Source organism: Antarcticibacterium flavum (assembly GCF_006159205.1).
Lineage (GTDB): Bacteria > Bacteroidota > Bacteroidia > Flavobacteriales > Flavobacteriaceae > Gillisia > Gillisia flava.
Window position 1 is genome coordinate 784,899 of sequence record NZ_CP040812.1, and the last position, 17,845, is coordinate 802,743.

At 42.6% G+C, this 17,845-nt stretch carries 15 protein-coding genes; 4 read left to right on the forward strand and 11 right to left on the reverse strand.

All coding sequences use genetic code 11. The annotated features are described in order from the left end of the window. Position 1 precedes the first annotated feature (1 nt). The 3 genes from FHG64_RS03385 to FHG64_RS03395 all read left to right on the forward strand — a co-directional run bounded on the left by FHG64_RS03385 (position 2) and on the right by FHG64_RS03395 (position 3,016). The gene (locus FHG64_RS03385) at positions 2-889 is read left to right on the forward strand and encodes a YitT family protein (RefSeq protein ID WP_139065085.1); all 888 of its coding nucleotides are present in this window, start codon (positions 2-4) and stop codon (positions 887-889) included. Beyond that, positions 890-1,480 carry an HD domain-containing protein gene (locus FHG64_RS03390; protein ID WP_139065086.1) on the forward strand — a complete coding sequence of 197 codons (591 nt, stop codon included), beginning with the start codon at positions 890-892 and terminating at the stop codon, positions 1,478-1,480. Positions 1,481-1,888: 408 nt separating this feature from the next. Beyond that, positions 1,889-3,016 carry a quinone-dependent dihydroorotate dehydrogenase gene (locus tag FHG64_RS03395; RefSeq protein WP_139065087.1) on the forward strand — a complete coding sequence of 376 codons (1,128 nt, stop codon included), beginning with the start codon at positions 1,889-1,891 and terminating at the stop codon, positions 3,014-3,016. Positions 3,017-3,255: 239 nt separating this feature from the next. Here FHG64_RS03395 and FHG64_RS03400 read toward each other — a convergent pair whose 3' ends face one another. The 3 genes from FHG64_RS03400 to FHG64_RS03405 form a co-directional block, all read right to left on the reverse strand. After that, positions 3,256-4,254, reverse strand: coding sequence for an alginate export family protein (locus tag FHG64_RS03400; protein WP_218937552.1), 999 nt, complete (start codon positions 4,252-4,254; stop codon positions 3,256-3,258). Next, positions 4,236-4,571: a hypothetical protein gene (locus FHG64_RS19395; protein ID WP_218937553.1), complete on the reverse strand. Its 336-nt coding sequence runs from the start codon at positions 4,569-4,571 to the stop codon at positions 4,236-4,238. The genes FHG64_RS03400 and FHG64_RS19395 overlap by 19 nt, the downstream gene beginning before the upstream one ends. Positions 4,572-4,717: 146 nt before the next feature. Continuing rightward, a complete protein-coding gene (locus FHG64_RS03405) occupies positions 4,718-6,064 on the reverse strand; it encodes a serine hydrolase domain-containing protein (protein ID WP_139065088.1) in 1,347 nt (448 codons plus the stop codon). 644 nt (positions 6,065-6,708) lie between these two features. Here FHG64_RS03405 and FHG64_RS03410 point away from each other — a divergent pair. After that, the gene (locus FHG64_RS03410; RefSeq protein WP_139065089.1) at positions 6,709-7,425 is read left to right on the forward strand and encodes an energy transducer TonB; all 717 of its coding nucleotides are present in this window, start codon (positions 6,709-6,711) and stop codon (positions 7,423-7,425) included. A 95-nt stretch (positions 7,426-7,520) separates the two neighbouring features. Here the strand turns inward: FHG64_RS03410 and FHG64_RS03415 are convergent, their stop codons facing one another. The 8 genes from FHG64_RS03415 to FHG64_RS03450 form a co-directional block, all read right to left on the reverse strand. Beyond that, positions 7,521-7,757, reverse strand: coding sequence for a YgaP family membrane protein (locus tag FHG64_RS03415; protein WP_139065090.1), 237 nt, complete (start codon positions 7,755-7,757; stop codon positions 7,521-7,523). Between the two features lie 235 nt (positions 7,758-7,992). Beyond that, positions 7,993-9,729, reverse strand: a complete 1,737-nt coding sequence (locus FHG64_RS03420; protein WP_139065091.1) for a hypothetical protein — start codon at positions 9,727-9,729, stop codon at positions 7,993-7,995. Continuing rightward, a complete protein-coding gene (locus FHG64_RS03425; protein ID WP_139065092.1) occupies positions 9,719-11,944 on the reverse strand; it encodes an NfeD family protein in 2,226 nt (741 codons plus the stop codon). Before FHG64_RS03425 ends, FHG64_RS03420 begins: the two co-directional genes overlap by 11 nt. Beyond that, complete coding sequence (locus tag FHG64_RS03430) at positions 11,941-13,239, reverse strand: BatA domain-containing protein (protein WP_139065093.1); 1,299 nt, start codon at positions 13,237-13,239, stop codon at positions 11,941-11,943. Before FHG64_RS03430 ends, FHG64_RS03425 begins: the two co-directional genes overlap by 4 nt. Then, on the reverse strand, positions 13,240-14,136 hold the full coding sequence (locus tag FHG64_RS03435; protein ID WP_139065094.1) for a DUF58 domain-containing protein: 897 nt from the start codon (positions 14,134-14,136) through the stop codon (positions 13,240-13,242). Then, positions 14,137-15,150: an AAA family ATPase gene (locus FHG64_RS03440; RefSeq protein WP_139065095.1), complete on the reverse strand. Its 1,014-nt coding sequence runs from the start codon at positions 15,148-15,150 to the stop codon at positions 14,137-14,139. A gap of 11 nt (positions 15,151-15,161) precedes the next feature. Next, positions 15,162-15,779 (reverse strand): DUF4159 domain-containing protein, encoded by a 618-nt coding sequence (locus FHG64_RS03445; RefSeq protein ID WP_139065096.1) that lies wholly within the window; start codon positions 15,777-15,779, stop codon positions 15,162-15,164. 749 nt (positions 15,780-16,528) lie between these two features. Then, positions 16,529-17,842: a TldD/PmbA family protein gene (locus FHG64_RS03450; protein WP_139065097.1), complete on the reverse strand. Its 1,314-nt coding sequence runs from the start codon at positions 17,840-17,842 to the stop codon at positions 16,529-16,531. Positions 17,843-17,845: the final 3 nt, after the last annotated feature.

Genomic DNA, 17,845 nt, shown 5'->3' on the forward strand with positions numbered 1-17,845 from the left:
TATGAGTAATTCCAATGCAATTGACTGGAAATCCATTTTCTCTCTCTCCTCGATCTTATATACAGTTTTTGGTGTTTTTTCTGCGCTTGTGGCCCTTCAGGGTTTTATGATCCCCAATCATTTCCTGGACGGTGGCATCACCGGGATCTCCATTTTAATGGAAGAGGTTTTTCATATTCCCTTCAGCATATCACTCATCATTTTCAATTTGCCGTTTCTTTACCTGGGTTACAGGAAAATAGGAAAAACCTTTAGTGTAAATGCTTTATTCGCCGTGTTGCTCCTGGCCGCTTTAATGACATTCATTACATTTCCCCAGGTTACCAGTGACAAAGTATTGATCGCAGTATTTGGAGGGCTGTTCATTGGCCTGGGAATAGGACTTGTGATACGCGGCGGCGGGGTGATAGACGGCCTCGAGATAATTGCGCATTATACCAACAAAAAAATTGGTTTCTCCACCAGCGAGATTATTATGAGCTTTAATTCCCTTCTCTTTATTGGTGCTGCGTTTGAGTTTGGAATAGAGACTGCCATGTATAGCATCCTGGTCTATTATACGGCAATGAAAACATCAGATTATGTGGTGGATGGATTTGAAGAATTTACAGCACTCACCATAATTTCCAGGGAATGTGAGGAAGTAAAATCGGTAATAGTCAATGATTTTGGTAAAGCTATAACAGTTTATAAAGGGGAAAGGGGTTATCTTCCATCATCATTTAAAGTTAAACACGATTGTGATATTGTTATGACTATTGTAACCAGGATCGAGATCCACAGGATCAAGGAGACAATTAAGGTAATTGATCCTAATGCTTTCTTCTATGTCCAGAGGATTAAGGAGGTTAAGGGTGGTGTAGGCAAACACAATAATATGGAACATTAAATGCAGGCATTTAAGGAAATATATGATATAGTGATAAATGCTCTGGCAACCGGTGTCCCGGCCCAGTTCACCTATCATGATGCTGCTCATACAAAATATGTCCTTGAGCAGGCTGAAGTTATAGCAAAACATGAGAACGTTACGGGAAGGGAACTCCTGTTGGTGAAAATAGCTGCACTTTACCATGATATCGGCTTTTTGAAAGGAAGGGAAGATCACGAAAGCCTGGGATGTAAAATCGCCGGTGATGACCTCCAGGATTCCTTATTGACAAAAGATGAAATCCTGAAGGTTTGTGCTATGATAAAGGCAACCCAAATCCCCCAGCAACCAAAAACCCATCTTGAGAAGATCGTAGCCGATGCCGATTTGGAGTACCTGGGAACTAAGAATTTTAAAAGATTTGGTGATAAACTTTATAAAGAGCTACTATATTTTGACCCTGAGTTAAACCCCAGAAAATGGGATGAGATACAAATGGATTTCCTTACCAGCCACACCTATCATACCTCATACTGTAAGAAGTTCAAAGAACCGGTTAAGCAGCAAAACCTGGAGATGGTAAAGGAGCGCCTCCTGGCTTATAAATAATATCGCGATCTTTTCTCAATTAATTACATTACTAACATAAAGAAATTTTCCACCAGCTCTCCAGGCAACCGGGGATAGACAGAATATTTTGGATTTTCATGTGATTCAGAAGAGGTTTTAGTGCTTAACTTCCCCCTATGATTTAAATTCCTGCTTCCATTTTCATATAGTTAAGGATTCCTTTACCAGACCACCTTCATTTCATAGTTATCAATCCTTCAGAAGGTACTCCCAGTGCAACCTCAACAGTCCTCTTCCGGTATCTCCAATTCGTGGTTTAACGGCCTTATTCCATAGGTTTTTGCTTTAAATTTCAGTATCTTTAATAGTGCTTTAAGCCATTCATCAGGTTGATATTTTCAGTATCAATAGAGAGTGAATACCAGCTGATATTTAAGGATCTTCGCTATGATCAAACTTCTTTATAAAAAGCTTCTAAAGCCCCTGCTGTTTAAATTTGACCCGGAAATGGTTCACGATATCTTTGTTGATCTTGGCGAATTCCTTGGAAAGTACGCGGCTGGAAGATCATTTATAGCCAGGTTGTACAAATATAAGGGACGAGATATTACTACAACCGTTGATGGGATCTCCTATAAGTATCCTATAATCCTGGCAGCCGGTTTTGATTATAATGGAAGGCTGGCAGGTGTGCTGGATTGCCTGTCTTTTGGAGGCGACGAAATAGGATCTGTGACTGCCAGGCCCTGTGATGGCAATCCAAAACCCCGCTTAAAACGACTTATCAAATCCAATTCCCTTGTAGTATATAAAGGGCTTAAAAATGAAGGAGTGGACAGGATCATTGAAAGACTAAAAAAAATTAAAAATCCAACCGGTTTCAAACGGGGAATTAGTATTGCTAAAACCAACGACGCTGCAAACGTTTCCCCGGAAGCCGGGCTGGAGGATTATCACTATTCATTTAAAAGGTTAATAGAAGAGGACATGGGAGATTTTTATACCATCAACATTTCCTGTCCCAATGTTCACGGTGGCGAAAATTTCGCAGAGCCGGGACGGCTTGATGCCCTTATGAAAAAGCTATTTAGACTTGAGCCTAACCGACCAGTATATTGCAAAATGCCAATAAATACTTCATGGAAGGAATTTAATGATTTGCTGAAAGTATTGAACAAATATCCGATAAACGGGCTGGTTATAGGAAATTTGAATAAAGACTATAGCAGGATAAGTTTCCCGGAAGAGGCACCGGAAGAATATCGGGGAGGCCTTAGTGGTGAGCCCTGCTTTGATCTTTCCAACGAACTTATACGCCGCACCCGAAAGGAATGGGGTACGCGGTTTACAATTATAGGATGCGGTGGAATCTTAAGTGCCAAGGATGCCATGGAAAAGTTCAGGGCCGGGGCAGACCTGCTTCAGCTTATTACCGGGATGATTTTCGAAGGGCCTCACCTAATGAGAGAGATTTGTGAAACTTACAGCAAATCAGAATTCCATATAAAAAAATCAGATTCTCCAAGGCCTCAAAATCCTGTAGTGGATGTTAAACATGCTGTTTGCGACCAATGATTTCCAATTAAAATATTTGATTTTTCCTTAAGCCCTGTTATATATAGCCAGAGGTCAAATAAATCTCAAGATGGGGGTAGTTTGAATCTAAAATTGATTAGGAAGATCTACCCTTTTTAGGATTAAGCTAGGCGCTGTTACCTGTGAAGCAAATTCTAGTCCAGTTTCTATATTCCAGCAGCGGAAGCGGTCCAGACTCTTTACCGGACAATAATGGGTCAAGATGTCAAAACTGCATTCTAAAATAATAATCCAATAAACCTATTGCTCATCGTAGGCCTGTAGATCATCATTAAATATCCCCAATTTTGTACGGCTGCAGGATCCTGCAAATTTTGAAGATGTTCCAAAGTATTTGTTGCAAATACCTGGCTGTAGCCGGCCTGCAGAGATACCGATTTATTAAGAATGTATCCCAGAGCCAGATCGGCTTCATAACCCAGATGCTTGTCCAGTTTCACTCCCTCCCTGTAAACATTTGCATAACTGCTGAAGGAATGGCCATTAGCTGAAAGGAATAAAGAAGAATTCAGATCAAACCTTGTGCGTATGAACAGGTCCTGTAATCCCACTGAATTCTCATGACGGCCTCCCACATAAAACAGGTCCATATAACCATTGTGCGCATGATTTGTACCATATGATGGTGTAAAAGCCCTGTTCTTTTCATTTGAATTGGAGTCGTTGCCGCTTAAGATCTCAAAGCCAGCCGTGATCCTGAAGCTTTTTGATCTTTCCGGATCTATAGAAAAAAGGTGGGAAATTTGAGCACTGGCAACAAAAGCCTGTACTTTCCTGCCTGCAACATCCTCTCCCAGTTGCTGATAATAAAAACCTGAAAGAGTTGTATTTCCCAGTTGATATTTTATTGTAGGTAATCCAATTGTTTGCCTGTACCTCACACCCTCTTCCAGTATATTTTCATTCTCATCAACCCGGGAAAACTGTAAACCGTTGTTCCAAAATAGCGCAGACATATTAAAGTTGCCCCATTTATTCTCATAGCGAACAAATTGGGCGATCTTATATTGATTAGGCATTGCAAAGAAAGTACCCTTAAGGCGTTGCCCATCCTGGTTGTAACCTCCCCCGGCATGTAGTTTCATAGCACCCTCTTCATATTTGAGCAAGGCAAAGTCATGCGCCCTTCCCTGGAATGCCCAGTCGAGATTTCCCAGGAAGCGAAAATTATCATAATTCAACTCCTGCCGGCCTAATTTCACACTGAAATTTTCCATAAGGAAGTTTCTGCCCAGGCTTCGTGTACAGAAAGGAACCCATCTGTAAGCTTAATTTGAGGCGTGTTACCCCACACTCTTATATCCTGCACACTCACGAAAAAATGGAAATCCTCAGTTTGATAGCGTGCGTGCAGGCGGGCACGCTGGCCAATAAATTTTGCGGCTTCATCGCCTTCGTTAAAAAGGGAGTTGTAACCGTGCCTGTATTCTGCCCTCTGAACCAACTGTCCATCAAGCCTAAACTGTGCGTATAAGGAAATAGAAAATAAAAATATACCTGTGAAAAAGAACCAATTTCTAGCAGATGTAATCATAGGTTTTCCGGATGATGGAGGGTTAATAAAAACGTGTACAGTTATTGCTTTTTACTGTTACAGCATTCAAAACTAATTGGAAACCTATAAATATTTAATGACATTTATCATATAAGCATTTATTTCAAAATTCTTTCTACAGAACTTTATTGAATGCTTGATAAGATTTCTTTCAGAAAAGAGTTAATATCGAAATCGGGATGCTCCACAAGGCCAAAACGAACAATAACCAGATCCCGTGAGGGGATGATAAACACATGCTGCCCCTGGAAACCATTGGCTGAAAATAGATCTTCCGGGAGATCGGGATAATTTTTGCCGGCATTCAACCAAAAATGCGCACCGTATTCTCCATTGGATCCTTGTGTAGGATTGGCTGAATATTCTACCCAGGAGGGATCCAGAATTTGCTCTCCATTCCAGTTTCCATTATTCAGGTATAATAAACCAAACTTCCCCCAATCCCTTGCTGTGGCCCAGGAATAGCTGGAACCAACATAATAACCCGCAGGATCCATCTCCAGGGTCATAGAATTCATTCCCACCTTATCAATCAATTCGCTATACCAATAATCAAGGTATTCCTGGTGTGAATTGAATTGATCCCGAATAAATTTTGATAGCAAATTGCTAGTCCCAGATGAATAATTCCAGATAGTTCCCGGGTCTCCAACAAGGGTCTTCTCAAGTTGCACACAGGTCATATTTTCTGCCAGGAAGAGCATTCTGGTAACATCAGAGATCTTACTGTAATCCTCCTCCCACTCGAGAGCGCTGCTCATTTGCAATAGATTATTCAAACTTATTTTTGAACGTGCATCTTTTTCCCATTCAGGAAAAAGATTGGTTTGATCTATTGAAATCCTTCCTTGTCTTGCCATAACACCCAGAACAGTACTGGTAACACTCTTGGTCATAGACCAACCAAGTATTTTTGTTTCTGCTGAAAACCCATCTGAATATTCTTCAGCAATGAGCCTGTTCTTATAGATCACGAGAACGGCCCTTGTCCTCTTTGCCACTTCACCTTCAGCATCGAATCCCAGGGAAACTGCATCTAGTAATTTTTGCTGATCGATATTAGGAAAAATAGTATCCCGGGGTTCCCCGTCTCCGTAAGGATAGGGGTCACTATTAACGGAACTATTTCTTTGAGGAACAGGATTGCCTGAGATCGAAAAATCAGAATTCTCCGGAAGCAAGGTGCAGCCGGCACCCTCCCGGTAAATTGCAGTTCTTTTTTTAAGACCGAAAACGGAAGATGTTGCCAGCCTATTTTCAAGGTCTACCTCATTGTGAGCCAAATTCACCGGGGCAAAATCATTATCCCCTTCCTCCACCGAAATCAAATCCCTCTCTGCCTCGAATACTGCTGAGCATACATTCTTTGCTGCAAATCCCGTAATAATATTAAGCCTTGGATAATAAATATAAGCTGTCACCAGCAGGGCTACAAGGATTAAAAGAAGGCTTAATTTCCATATTTTCTTCATAAAGTGGAAGGGGTTTGTTGTTTGGTGTTTGGTGTTTGAGAAATGTTTTCTGTTTTCCGTTTACCGTTTTCAGTTAAGTTATATTTTTGGAATTTGGAATTTGGTGCTTGGAATTTAGAAATTTCTCTTCTCTCTTTGTTTGTTTCTTGGCTCTTGTTTCTTAATTCACTTTAATTAGCCACGAATGCACGAATGTTTTTCTATTTCCTTCTGCTAAATGCTGTGATCCTGCCTTATTACATTTGTCTAGTCTCTAGATTCTCTTATCTCTTCTCTTGTTTCTTGTTTCTTGTCCCTTGGCTCCTGGCTATTGATTCCCTTTAATTGGCCACGGATGCACGAATGTTTTTCTATTTCCTTCTGCTATATTCTGTGATCCTGCCTTATTACATTGTCTAGTCTCTAGACTCTAGATTCCAGACTCTCCTTTCTCTATTCTCTTCTCTCTTTTCTCTTTGCTTGTTTCTTGTTTCTTGGCTCTTGATTCTTGATTCTTGTTTCTTCTTCCCCAGTTCCGAATTTATTAAAATTATTATTGGTATCAGCAGAAGCAGGCATATTTATTGATGACTTTACAAATAACTACAGCTAACCGGCCATTTGTTCTATTTTTTTAACCATTTATTAATTAAAAACCCAACTTTATGGAAGCTAAAAAAAATTACAAAGCCGATCTTTCCAAACGCAGCCTGCTTTTTCTTCAATGTGCCCTTATCCTGGTATTACTCCTCATTTATGTAGGTATCGAATGGAAAACCTATGCTGCAACAAACGAATACCAGGAACAAATGAACCTGGGAGAGCTGGATGATGACCCGGTACCGGTAACTGTTCTTGCCACCCCTCCACCTCCCAAAGTACCGGGGCCGCCAACTGAAATCGTGGAAGTACCCGATGATGCAGATGTTGAGGAAGATCCTGTTGCCTCTACAGAGCCGGACGTCGATGAGATAGCAGATATTAAGGATATCAAAGAGGCTATCCCAGAGGAACCTATCGAACCTGTTCCATTTGAATTCATTGAAGATGTACCTGTATTCCCGGGATGTGAGGGACTGTCTAACAATGCCGACCGGAAAGCCTGTATGAGTGAAAAAATTTCCGGGATTGTAAATAAACGCTTTAACAGGGACCTGGGTTCCCAGCTTGGGCTTAAAGGTTTAAACAGGGTGCTGGTACTATTCCAGATAGATGCCGCGGGAAATATTGTAGGAGTGCAAAGCCGCGCACCACACCCAAAATTGGAAGAAGAAGCCGAGAGCGTAATTAATACCCTTCCCAGGATGCAACCGGGCAAGCAAAGAGGAAAGCCTGTTCCTGTTTCCTATGCATTGCCAATAATGTTTAAAGTGCAGGATTAATCTCCTGGAATAAAACTCATAAAAACTCCCGGTCTTAAGCCGGGAGTTTTAATTTTAGAACTTTTCCATTTGAGCTATCGATGAGCCATGATAAATTAAAGAGGCTTGGCTCCTGCAGTTTTAGTCTTTTTCTCCCCCATCATCTTATCCAGCATAAAGTACACAGGGCAAAACCCTGTAAAGGTGCTAAGGATTTGCAGCACGGCAACTGCTCCCGCCAAATACAGCCATTGAATATTTACTGTAAATGCCAGAATTATGCTTAACAAATAAATGGCTCCCACAATACCGTCGTGCATTCTTACTTTTGTTTTTGACCGATAAGCTTCCATAGTACTAAATTTAAATTAGTGTTATTAACTTTTCCTATAAATTTAAGGCTTTTCGAAATAGATAATAGACTGAATGCTACTTATTTAGTAAAATAATTAGCCTGGTGTGGGGAAAATCATGTCTGCCTGAAAAATGGTAAATCCAAATAAGTCCCCGACAATATATTTCTTTTAAAACAACACATACATCCTGGAGTAGCTACAGATACTCCACCTATTGCGGCAGAATAATGTTTCATATTTTCGGTTCCAGCCAGAGTCCCCCCATACATATCAAAAATAGGGCATAAAACCAAAGGAGATTAACAGGTTCCAATGGATAATCTGTTTTTCTCTTACTATTTGTAGTGCCGAAAAACTTATGGTTGGCTTCCTTTGTTTGAACTGCTGTCAGAGAGTTCCAGGCTTTTTCACCGGCTACATAGTAATCCAGAACGGAAGTTGTGTCCATTCTTATAAAATTCCATCCTTCCTGCTGCGGCCAGGTAGTACCTTTCCAGAGCCAGGGGAAATGAAGGTCCTGTACCAAAGGAATTATATGTGTACCAGTTGTTAATTCCGGATCTTCCAGTTCAGATCGAACTATAAAATTGAAAGGTTCATTTGGATAAATAATCTCAGTTTCCAGCTCCCAGCTGGCAGCCTGAGATCTCTTTCTTGAAATCTGCTCAATCGCCCTGCTCCAATACTGCCTGTAAGTTTCTGATTTCCCCTCCAGCGACAGGAAATAAGTATTAGAAATCACACTCGTACCAATCCTTCCCTGCCCCACACGTTTGTAGGCGCTAACCACCTGCCCGTTTGAAGTATGAACTGCCTGAATTCCAAATTGATTCTCTATTCTAAATGGAAACCGGTTAAAAATCACATCCTGCCACTCATCCAAACTCACTTCTTCACTTTGCCCCCTTTTAAAGGTAAAGGGAACAAGTTCTTGCCGAAGATTGAAAAAACCTTCATCAGGCTGAATGAAAATTCCCAAACCATTATCCCTTACCGACTTCTCCAATGCACTTTTCTGGTTGCCGGAAAGATTGCGCAATGATGGGGCATCTAATAGCAGCAGATCGAAATTTTCTAAAGTAGCTTCAGATAAACTACCAACAGCTACAGGTTCTGTGTTTAGGTATTCGTATTTGAATCGGCCCCGGGTGATCTGGCTGCGTACCACTAGTTCGTGGCCTGCCTCTGCGAGAAAATTCTTAAGAGTACGGGTTTCGAAAGTGGGAAAACTGTTCAGCACCAGGATCTTTAAATTCTCTTTTTCATTCACCCGCAACGGCACAGGATCTGTAGAAATTAAATTTCCCACAGAATCCTTTTCAGCTAAATAATAAACATAATTTCCGGCTACTTTAAGATGGGTGCCCAGGTGGAAAGCCTGTTCTTTTTCGGAATTCAAAACAATAGAATCCTGTCCTTCTCCTGCCGGATCTTCTAAAAGCAATCGGTTACCGGGTTGCGGATTTCTGTAAAGTCCGTCAATTACCAATCTGTCACCTACAGTTTTTTCCCGGTCATAGCTCAACTTCACCACTCCATCAGGATGATTGCCTCCAAGATATTCAACCGGAAGCCCCTCCAGTTGCCAGAGATCATATTCCTTAACCCCGTGTCCTACAATAAATATCTCTTCTGAAGTTCTCACATTTTCAGAAATTGGTTGTCCCGGTATGTATTCGAAAACCTTCATTTTCCGATGTGCCTTTCGTAGGCTGTCCAGCTGGTCATTCGAATAACCCGGGGTGAGGAGCAGCATTTTTCCCGCACTTTCACCTGAAGGCACTGTAGGTTTAAGGGCGATAAGAGCCAGGGAAACAACACTTAGGATAGCAAGTACAGATTTTAGAAGAAACCGTCGCTTACCTGCCTGCATCCAGTCCTTCAAAAGGAAAAGCACTAACAGGATGATCCCGCCAATTAATATTGGCCATAACCAGCTTTCATTCAAAAAGATGATTTTATCTATCATTCAGCTCCAGTTCCTTTAGAAGTAATTTATTGAGTCCGGTAGTATTTTCCTTTAATTTACCGGGAGTGGCACGGGGTGGGGAGACCGCCTGTAAAAGTTGGCGCTGCACCTCAAGCATCATTTCCCGGGAAATCGACCGGTCTTCTGTAAGCCATTTTAACTGCTGAAGGGATTCCAGATATTTTCCAGGTTCCTCAATCGCTTTCGCGGCAAGTTCCTCCCCGGCCAGCTCAAAAAGATATTTATCTTCCCTGGATGTTGCGGCTCCCTGTCTAATTAATGCTTGCAGTCTTTGGATTGCTTGTTTTAGATTCCTATCTTCTTCCGGCTCCTCAGGATTGGCTGTCTTTTGATAATTTGTAACCTCCTCAATTTTTCCGGTAAGCCGCACCTCCTCCTTGATAGGAGGAGGATCAAAGCCAATGCGGTGCACATAGATCCGGGCGTTGTTTTTTATCTCCTGGATGAGGGCCAGCGCTCTATATTGATATGGCAGGGATTTTTCCGGTTCATACATTCGCAGGTGCAGCTCTGCATCCCACATAATATCCAGTGCCTGCCGCAGCTTGCTTTTCAGGGAATCTGTAAACAGGGTAGCCGATTCCGGATCGCCATGGTCGTGAAGAAATTTGTCAATTGGATTCTCATCTTCCTCTTCGCCATCATCATGCTCCTCGTGATCGTGCCGCTCCACTAAATTATGTTCATTGTTCCCATCGTGATCGTGGGTAAAAGCCGCCAGTGGATCTTCCTCCCCATCTTCGTGATCGTGATCCTCCTCAATTACCATTTCCCCGGGCCCTTCAGTTTCATCACCCATAAACTGCCCATACCGTAATCGCAGCGCCTTCTGGTCAAAACCAAGATCGTTACTGGTGGAATTGAATTCTTTTTGGGGCAGTTTATTTCTATCGGCAATAAGTTTTTCAGTATCAATGATCAACTGTCGCTGACTCCTGAAATAATCGGGCATAAGATCCACTCCCAGCGTTCCTTCCACCCCGGGGCCATAGGAAACGGTATCTTTGATCACCGCGAAGAAGGTCTCGCTGCGGGAACGGTTGGGTGTAGGCTGTTGCAGGTCCCTCGCCTCCACATAAAAATACAGCTCATCCCCCATCTCCATTTTTAGCTGGTCCAGGTCTATTTTTTTGTTTAGCTGAAGGTTTTTGCTCCCCCGGCGAACTTCTGAATCAAACTGAAGCTGCTCCTCCCTGAATTTTACCGATTCCCCTGTTCCTTTACTCACCGTGGCGATAATAAAAGCGTCTGCAATCCCGAAATCATCTGAAACAACAGCCGTGAAATTCACGACCTTTTCCTCATCGTAATCAAAAGATGTGAACTGCTTTAAACCCTCAATTTCAATTTCCGGACTTCGATCTTTGGTTGCTTTTATCGAATAAAGTTCTGAAACATAAGAAGCCCCGATTGTATCTGTGAACCGGAAATTATAGAAACCGGAATTCTGCAGGATAGCAGATCTTGAATATTTGCCATTTCTGAAATCCATGAAATGCCTGTTGCCGGAACTTTCCATTTGAGCTGAATCTATAGCAGCGTCAAACGCGATCTCCCAGGTCACCCGGGAACCTTCAACGGCCTCTATATTCATTTTTGATGTGGTAAAAGCTGAAACCCCGGTATAAGCCGGATAACTAATAGTTACGTTCTGGCTTTCCAGAATGGGAGCACTAGTCTCTACTGCTACAGAATCTGCCGGCCGTAACACAATGATCTCCCCTTCTTCTATTTCCGGTTGGTTAGAAACCAGGTCCTCTGCCAGTCCCAAACGTAGACCAACAAATCCCAGCACTATCAGGACTGTTGCAATCACTGCGGCCCTTAGCAGATTATTTTCAGGTTTCACCGATCTCATTTCCCCCTCCAGCTGTCCCGATATTCTTTGTTGCTGAAGTCGTGCAAGTCCGCTAAGGCTTTCTGCAGAAACTAAAAGTAAACCACTGCTGTACTCCAAAGTGTTAACTTCCCGGTCCACATAATTACTTATATAATTCAAATTAATTTCCCAGGGTCTAAGAGACAGCATAGCCACCGCTCCTACCAGCATAAAAATGATGAGGCTCAAGATAAAATTTTGAAAAACCAGAGCTATAAAAACCGCTGCTCCCAGGGCATACAGTAAGATCTCCAGCCAAAGCATGAGCTGCCATCTTTTCTGAAATCTAATCAGGATGTCTTTCCCTGTTCTCATTGTTTCCGGTAATATGAAAGGGTTCTTTCTGCTACAAGCAAAAGCAGCAGTAATAGCCATAAATAAGCGTTTATTCCAGTGCCTTCTTCAGTTCTTTTATTAGGAACTCCCGCAGTATACATCGGCTGGAATTCTTCAGGTGAAATCACCCTTCGGTCGTATTCTTCCAATCCCGATTCCGGGAGGTGGTCCTGGTTCAGCAAAGCGAAAAGTTCTTCAGCAAGATTCCCCTCCACAATATTTTCAGAATTAAGTGGCCGGGTAAGGAAATATTCATTGCTGAAGTTTCCTTTTTCGATTAGAGTAGTAACAAGACTATCGGGTTTATAGATCAGTAAGGGAGCAGAGGTTTCTATTGCCGGCTCCGAACTTAGCCACACCACCGTATTATAATTTTCCGGATCCATCGAAATATTCCCCTCCGTTACCGACTCAACCTCTATGGGAATTTCAAGATAGTTTCCCAGTGCATTGTAGGCAGCCTGAAGATATCGGAGTTCATCCTGTGAATTCTCATCATGGACCAGAAGAACACTCAGTGAATCCTGAGGTTTAAGCGCCAGTCTCACTTCCCTGCCTTCCGAAGAAACTATAATACTATCTCCCTGCTCATTAATAGAGAATTGATCACTGTTTACAGGGAGCTGCTCCTTTTCAAATTTCAGAAGTTGATTATCGCTAATTACAGAAATGAGCTTCACCTCATCCCCGACCCGCTGTGCCAATACCGGCTCCTTCATTGGCTCTCCCGGGTCGAGCACTATCCAGTTAATATTTCGGTTTAATTCCGGCCGTTTTCCTTTAAACCCGGCTGCAAAGGCATTGGTAAAGACCACAATACTATCTGTTTCCAGCTCTTCCATTTCTTTGGACAGCTGCCAGTAATTGGGAATAAGGGGATCTTCAGATAAATAACCTTTTTCATATTCCGCAAAACCGGGTTCTAAAAGCCTTACAGAGGCATTAGGATTAGGAGTGTCCAAAACAGAGGTCACCTGCTCATAGGAAAGCAGGGAAGGTTCTACCAGGTAAGTGACCGGAACAGGGTCAACTTTTTGTTTTAACTGAGGCTCTGCCAGGATCAATACCAGCACGGTGAGGACCAGCATGCGCAGGAACAAAAGCCAGAGCTCGTTTAAATGTAAACTGCTGGACTGTTTTGGGTCACTTTCGCGAAGCAGCTTCGTGCTCCCAATTTTAATGGTCCTCCCTTCTTTCCTGCTCCATAAATGAATGGCCACCGGAACAGCGAATCCCAGTAAAGCCCATAAATATGCAGGATTAAGAAAGATCATTTATAATAAGTTCATTCGTTTTTTTAAGAATACCTGCAGGGCTTCCCCAATGGGGTCTTCCATTTTGAAAAGCTCATAACTAATATTGTTGGCCAATAAAGTATCTCTTGTAGTATTGATCATTACCTCCAGGCTTTCCAGGTATTTTTTCTTTGCTTCCTTAGCATCCACCTTTATCCTTTTTCCTGTTTCCATATCTTCAAATGTGACAGTTCCTTTATAATTGAATTCCAACTCATCCCTTCCCATAACGTGAACCACCACCACTTCATTTCTATTGGTTTTTAGACGTTTTATAAGGTCTGTAAGCTCAGTAGAATTCTCGTACATATCTGTAATGAAAAAAATAAGCTCCTTATGGCTGCGGTCGTGAAGTTTTTCTGTTGCTCTGGGGTCTGCCGGCCATTTTCCCTCGTTCTTAATATCTATCAATTCCTGTAGCAGCCTGTTGAAATGTTGTTTCTGCACCCGGGGATAGATCGCGTGCAAATTCCTGTCATTAAGTGCAAATAGCCCCACCGCGTCACCCTGATTCTGGGCAAGGTATGCCAGCGATGCCACCAGCACCCGCACATAATCCATTTTGGAAAGGGAATTTTCCTCGTGGAGCATGGATCTGCTGGAATCAAGGATGAATTTTACGGCAATATTGGTCTCCAGTTCACTCTGTTTAATATAATACCTGCCGGAGCGGGCCAGCATCTTCCAGTCCAGCAGCCGCATATCGTCCCCGGGTTCGTATCCCCTGTATTGGCTAAATTCCATTCCCGGCCCAAGCCTGCGGCTGTGGTTAAGTCCGCTAAGATATCCATCTACCACTACCCTGGCGATGAGTGCGAGTCCGCTCACGCTACCAATGACCTCGGGTTTGAGAAGTTGCCTGTAATCCTTCTTCACTTAATTTCTTTCCTTTTTGGCAATTGAGATTTCTTCCAGGAGTTTCTTTGTAACATCATCGGCAGTAATTCCTTCAGCTTCTGCCTTAAAATTTACGATTACCCTGTGCCTAAGCACCGGATAAGCAACATGTTTAAGGTCTTCAAGGGTAACCGCCAGCCTTGCGTGTTGAAGGGCCCTGGCCTTTGCCGTGAGGATCATCGCCTGCCCGGCCCGTGGACCCGCACCCCAGTTCACCCATTCCTTTACAAAATCATTGGTAGTAGAGTCCGGCCTTGTTGCCCGCACCACCCGGCTTACAAAGGACACCAGTTCATCACTAATTGGCACTTCCCGCACCAGCTGCTGTAACCTCAGGATCTCCTCTCCTGTTATTACAGGCTGAATTTCCCGGTTCTTGCTTCCGGTGGTGTGCTTTAGGATTTGTGTTTCCTCAATTTCAGTTGGATAACCAATTTTTATATAAAACAGGAACCTGTCCTGCTGTGCTTCGGGTAAGGGGAAGGTGCCCGATTGTTCTATAGGATTTTGTGTCGCCAGAATGAAAAAGGGCCGGTCAAGTTTATAGGTTTTCCCTGAATAGGTCACCTCGAATTCCTGCATGGCCTCCAGCAGCGCTGCCTGGGTCTTTGGCGGGGTCCTGTTGATCTCATCTGCAAGGATAATATTTGAAAATATGGGGCCTTTGTTGAATTCAAAGAATTTCTTTCCGGTAGTATGGTCTTCCTCAAGTATCTCTGTCCCAATTATATCAGAAGGCATAAGATCGGGGGTGAATTGAATGCGCTTGAATTTTAATTCTATTGCCCGGGCCAGGCTGCGTATCATCAGGGTTTTCGCCAGTCCCGGCACCCCTTCCAGCAATGCGTGACCGCCTGCCAGAAACGTGGTAAGCAGTTGCTCCACGGTTTCCTCCTGCCCAATGATGACTTTTCCAATTTCAGCTTTTAGATCCTGAAGTTTGCCGGTAAGGACTTTAACCTCCCGGTCCAGTTCCTGTAATTCTTTATCCATTAATTTCTTATTTATGATGTAAGTGCATACATCACTATATTAACCCCAAAGCGGGTATTATCTATTTTATAAAATCTTTTGTTCCGGAAGTCGTAATCCCACTCACAGCCGTAATCCTTATTGCTGTAAAGAACTCCTATCCTGCCATTAATTTCTATCGCCTTTAAATAATCGTGCACCAGATCATCCCCCCAGCCGTTCAACTCCTGCGAAGTGGTAGGCGGACCATTCTCAAATTCAAAAAAGACATTGTAAAGTTCGTGGTTATTCGGGATCTTTTTCAACTCTCCAGCTCCGAAGATCTCCTCCATTTGTCTTTCAAAGGATTTGGCGAAAAGTCCGTCGATATCGTGGTTACAATCATCGGCAAACACAAATCCGCCATTGCGAATGTATTTCTCAAAATTCTCTTTCTCTTTTGGGGTAAACTCCACCAGCTTATGTCCAGAAATATAGCAAAAAGGGCATTTAAAGATCTCATCACTGCTCAACGGCACAATATTCTCCCTGGTATCTACCTGCAGGGTAGTATACTCCACAAGCGCATTCAGCAAATTGGAGGGCATCCTTTGATCCACATCCCAATTACCGGATTCGTATTGAAGTCTTGTGAAGAAGAATTTGGTCATGTGTTAGTAGTGAGTATTTAGTATTGAGTATTGAGTATTGAGATTTTTGTTTGGTGTTTTTTTCGTTTTCCGTTTTCTGTTTTTGGAATCTTAAGTTCTACTCTCCTTTTTCGAGTTTAATCGTGATTTAACCACGGAGTTTCAGGAGGTTAAAAAGGAGTCGCACGGAGTTTTTTTCTTCTCTTGTTTCTTGACTCTTGTTTCTTGTTTCTTGTTCCTTGTCTCTATGAATAGCCACTAATGCACGAATGTTTTTTTAAACTGCTTAATCAAAATACGTGTTAGCTAGCATTATAATTCCTGTATATTTTTGGTCTAGTCTCTAGACTCCAGACTCCAGATTCTTTTTTCTCTTCTCTCTTCTCTTGTTTCTTGACTCTTGTTTCTTGCCTCTATGAATAGCCACTAATGCACGAATGTTTTTTAAACTGCTTTGCCAAATTGTGTGGCACCCGGCGTTATAGTTCTTTTATTTTTTTGTCTAAGTTTCTAGACTCTAGATTCCGTTTTTTTCTCTTCTCTTGGTTCTTGTTTCTTGGCTCTTGATTCTTTTTTTATAGCTGATGCTTGAATTTTTGGAATTTGGTGCTTGGTGCTTGGAATTTAAACTAGCTACTAATATTAGACCATTTAAACTGCAAATCGTTTAAATTTTGGATAAACTGGATTTGCTGCAATTTTTTAAGCAATAATAAAAAAACTGGCTGCAATATAAGTATCACAACCAGTTTCTTATAATTCAGAAAGATCTATACAGCATCAGAAAGGCTGGTGAAGGTGAAGTCCCTCACTTTCATATATGGAATTAAATTTCCGTCAATTCTTACCTGCTGGCCGAGTTCTTCAAGGTTGTTCAGCATGATGATAGGGCTTTCATTGAACCTGAAGTTCTTCACAGGGTATCTTATTTCGCCGTTCTCGATATAAAAAGTACCGTCACGGGTAAGGCCTGTATAAAGCAAAGTCTGCGGATCTACCCCGCGGATGTACCACAGGCGTGTTACAAGAATCCCTCTTTTGGTACTTTTAATAAGGTCCTGAAGAGATGCGCTGCCGCCTTCCATAATAAGGTTTGGAGGGAAAGGAACAGGATCCACTCCTTTTTGCTCTGCCCAGTAGCGGGAATAAGCCAGGTTTTTAACCACGCCATTCTCTATCCATTTGGTTCTTTTCAATGGCATTCCTTCACCGTTCCAGGTGGAAGTGGGAACTTCAGCGTGCAGGGGATCGCTCCAGATGTTCACTCGCTCATCCACAATTTTTTGACCCAGCTTGGTCCCTCCATCTTTGGACATAAAGCTCCTGCCTTCATCTGCAGTCCGGGCATTGAAAGATCCTCTCATATTACGCAAAAGGTCTACAGATGCTGCCGGTTCGAGGATAACAGTATATCTTCCCGGTTCGATGGCTCTTGCTTCCCTGGACATCACAGCCTTATCTATTGCTACTGTTGCAGCTTCCTCTGCATTGAACTTGGAAATGTCATTATAATCCCTGGTTACCCATCCGGAGCCAGTGCCGTCATTGGTCCTCATTGTTACTGTGAAATCCACATTCGTGCCTTTGTTGTAGGCAAAAAGTCCTTTAGAATTCATAATTGCGCGAAAACCCGCACTGTCATTAAGAAAGCCTGCTGCAGTAACATCTTTTTCTGAAGCCGGGTTAATACTGGCTGCCGCTACCTTTGCCCGTTGTTCCGGAGTGATGTTGGCCGTAGCTTCTATAAAAGTACGCGGCTCATCATATTCCTGCGGACCAAGAGGTTCCATAAATTCAGGGTTCTCAGGAGATAGCTTTGCCAGCTCCTCGGCTCTTCTCACCACCTTCTCCAGGGAAGCGTCATCAAATTCATCTATTGTAGCAGAACCCGATTTCTTGCCAAAACTGGAGGTCACACTTAAATTCTGATTGGAGCGGTAACCCGATGTAGAAACGGTATTACGGGCATAGCGAATGTTCCCACTATTGCTACCTCCAAGGCTTATTTCACACGAGTCGGCCGTGGAAAAGCTCAGGGCTTTTTCCATGATCCTGCGTGCTTCTTCTTTTGTATATATTGCCATTGT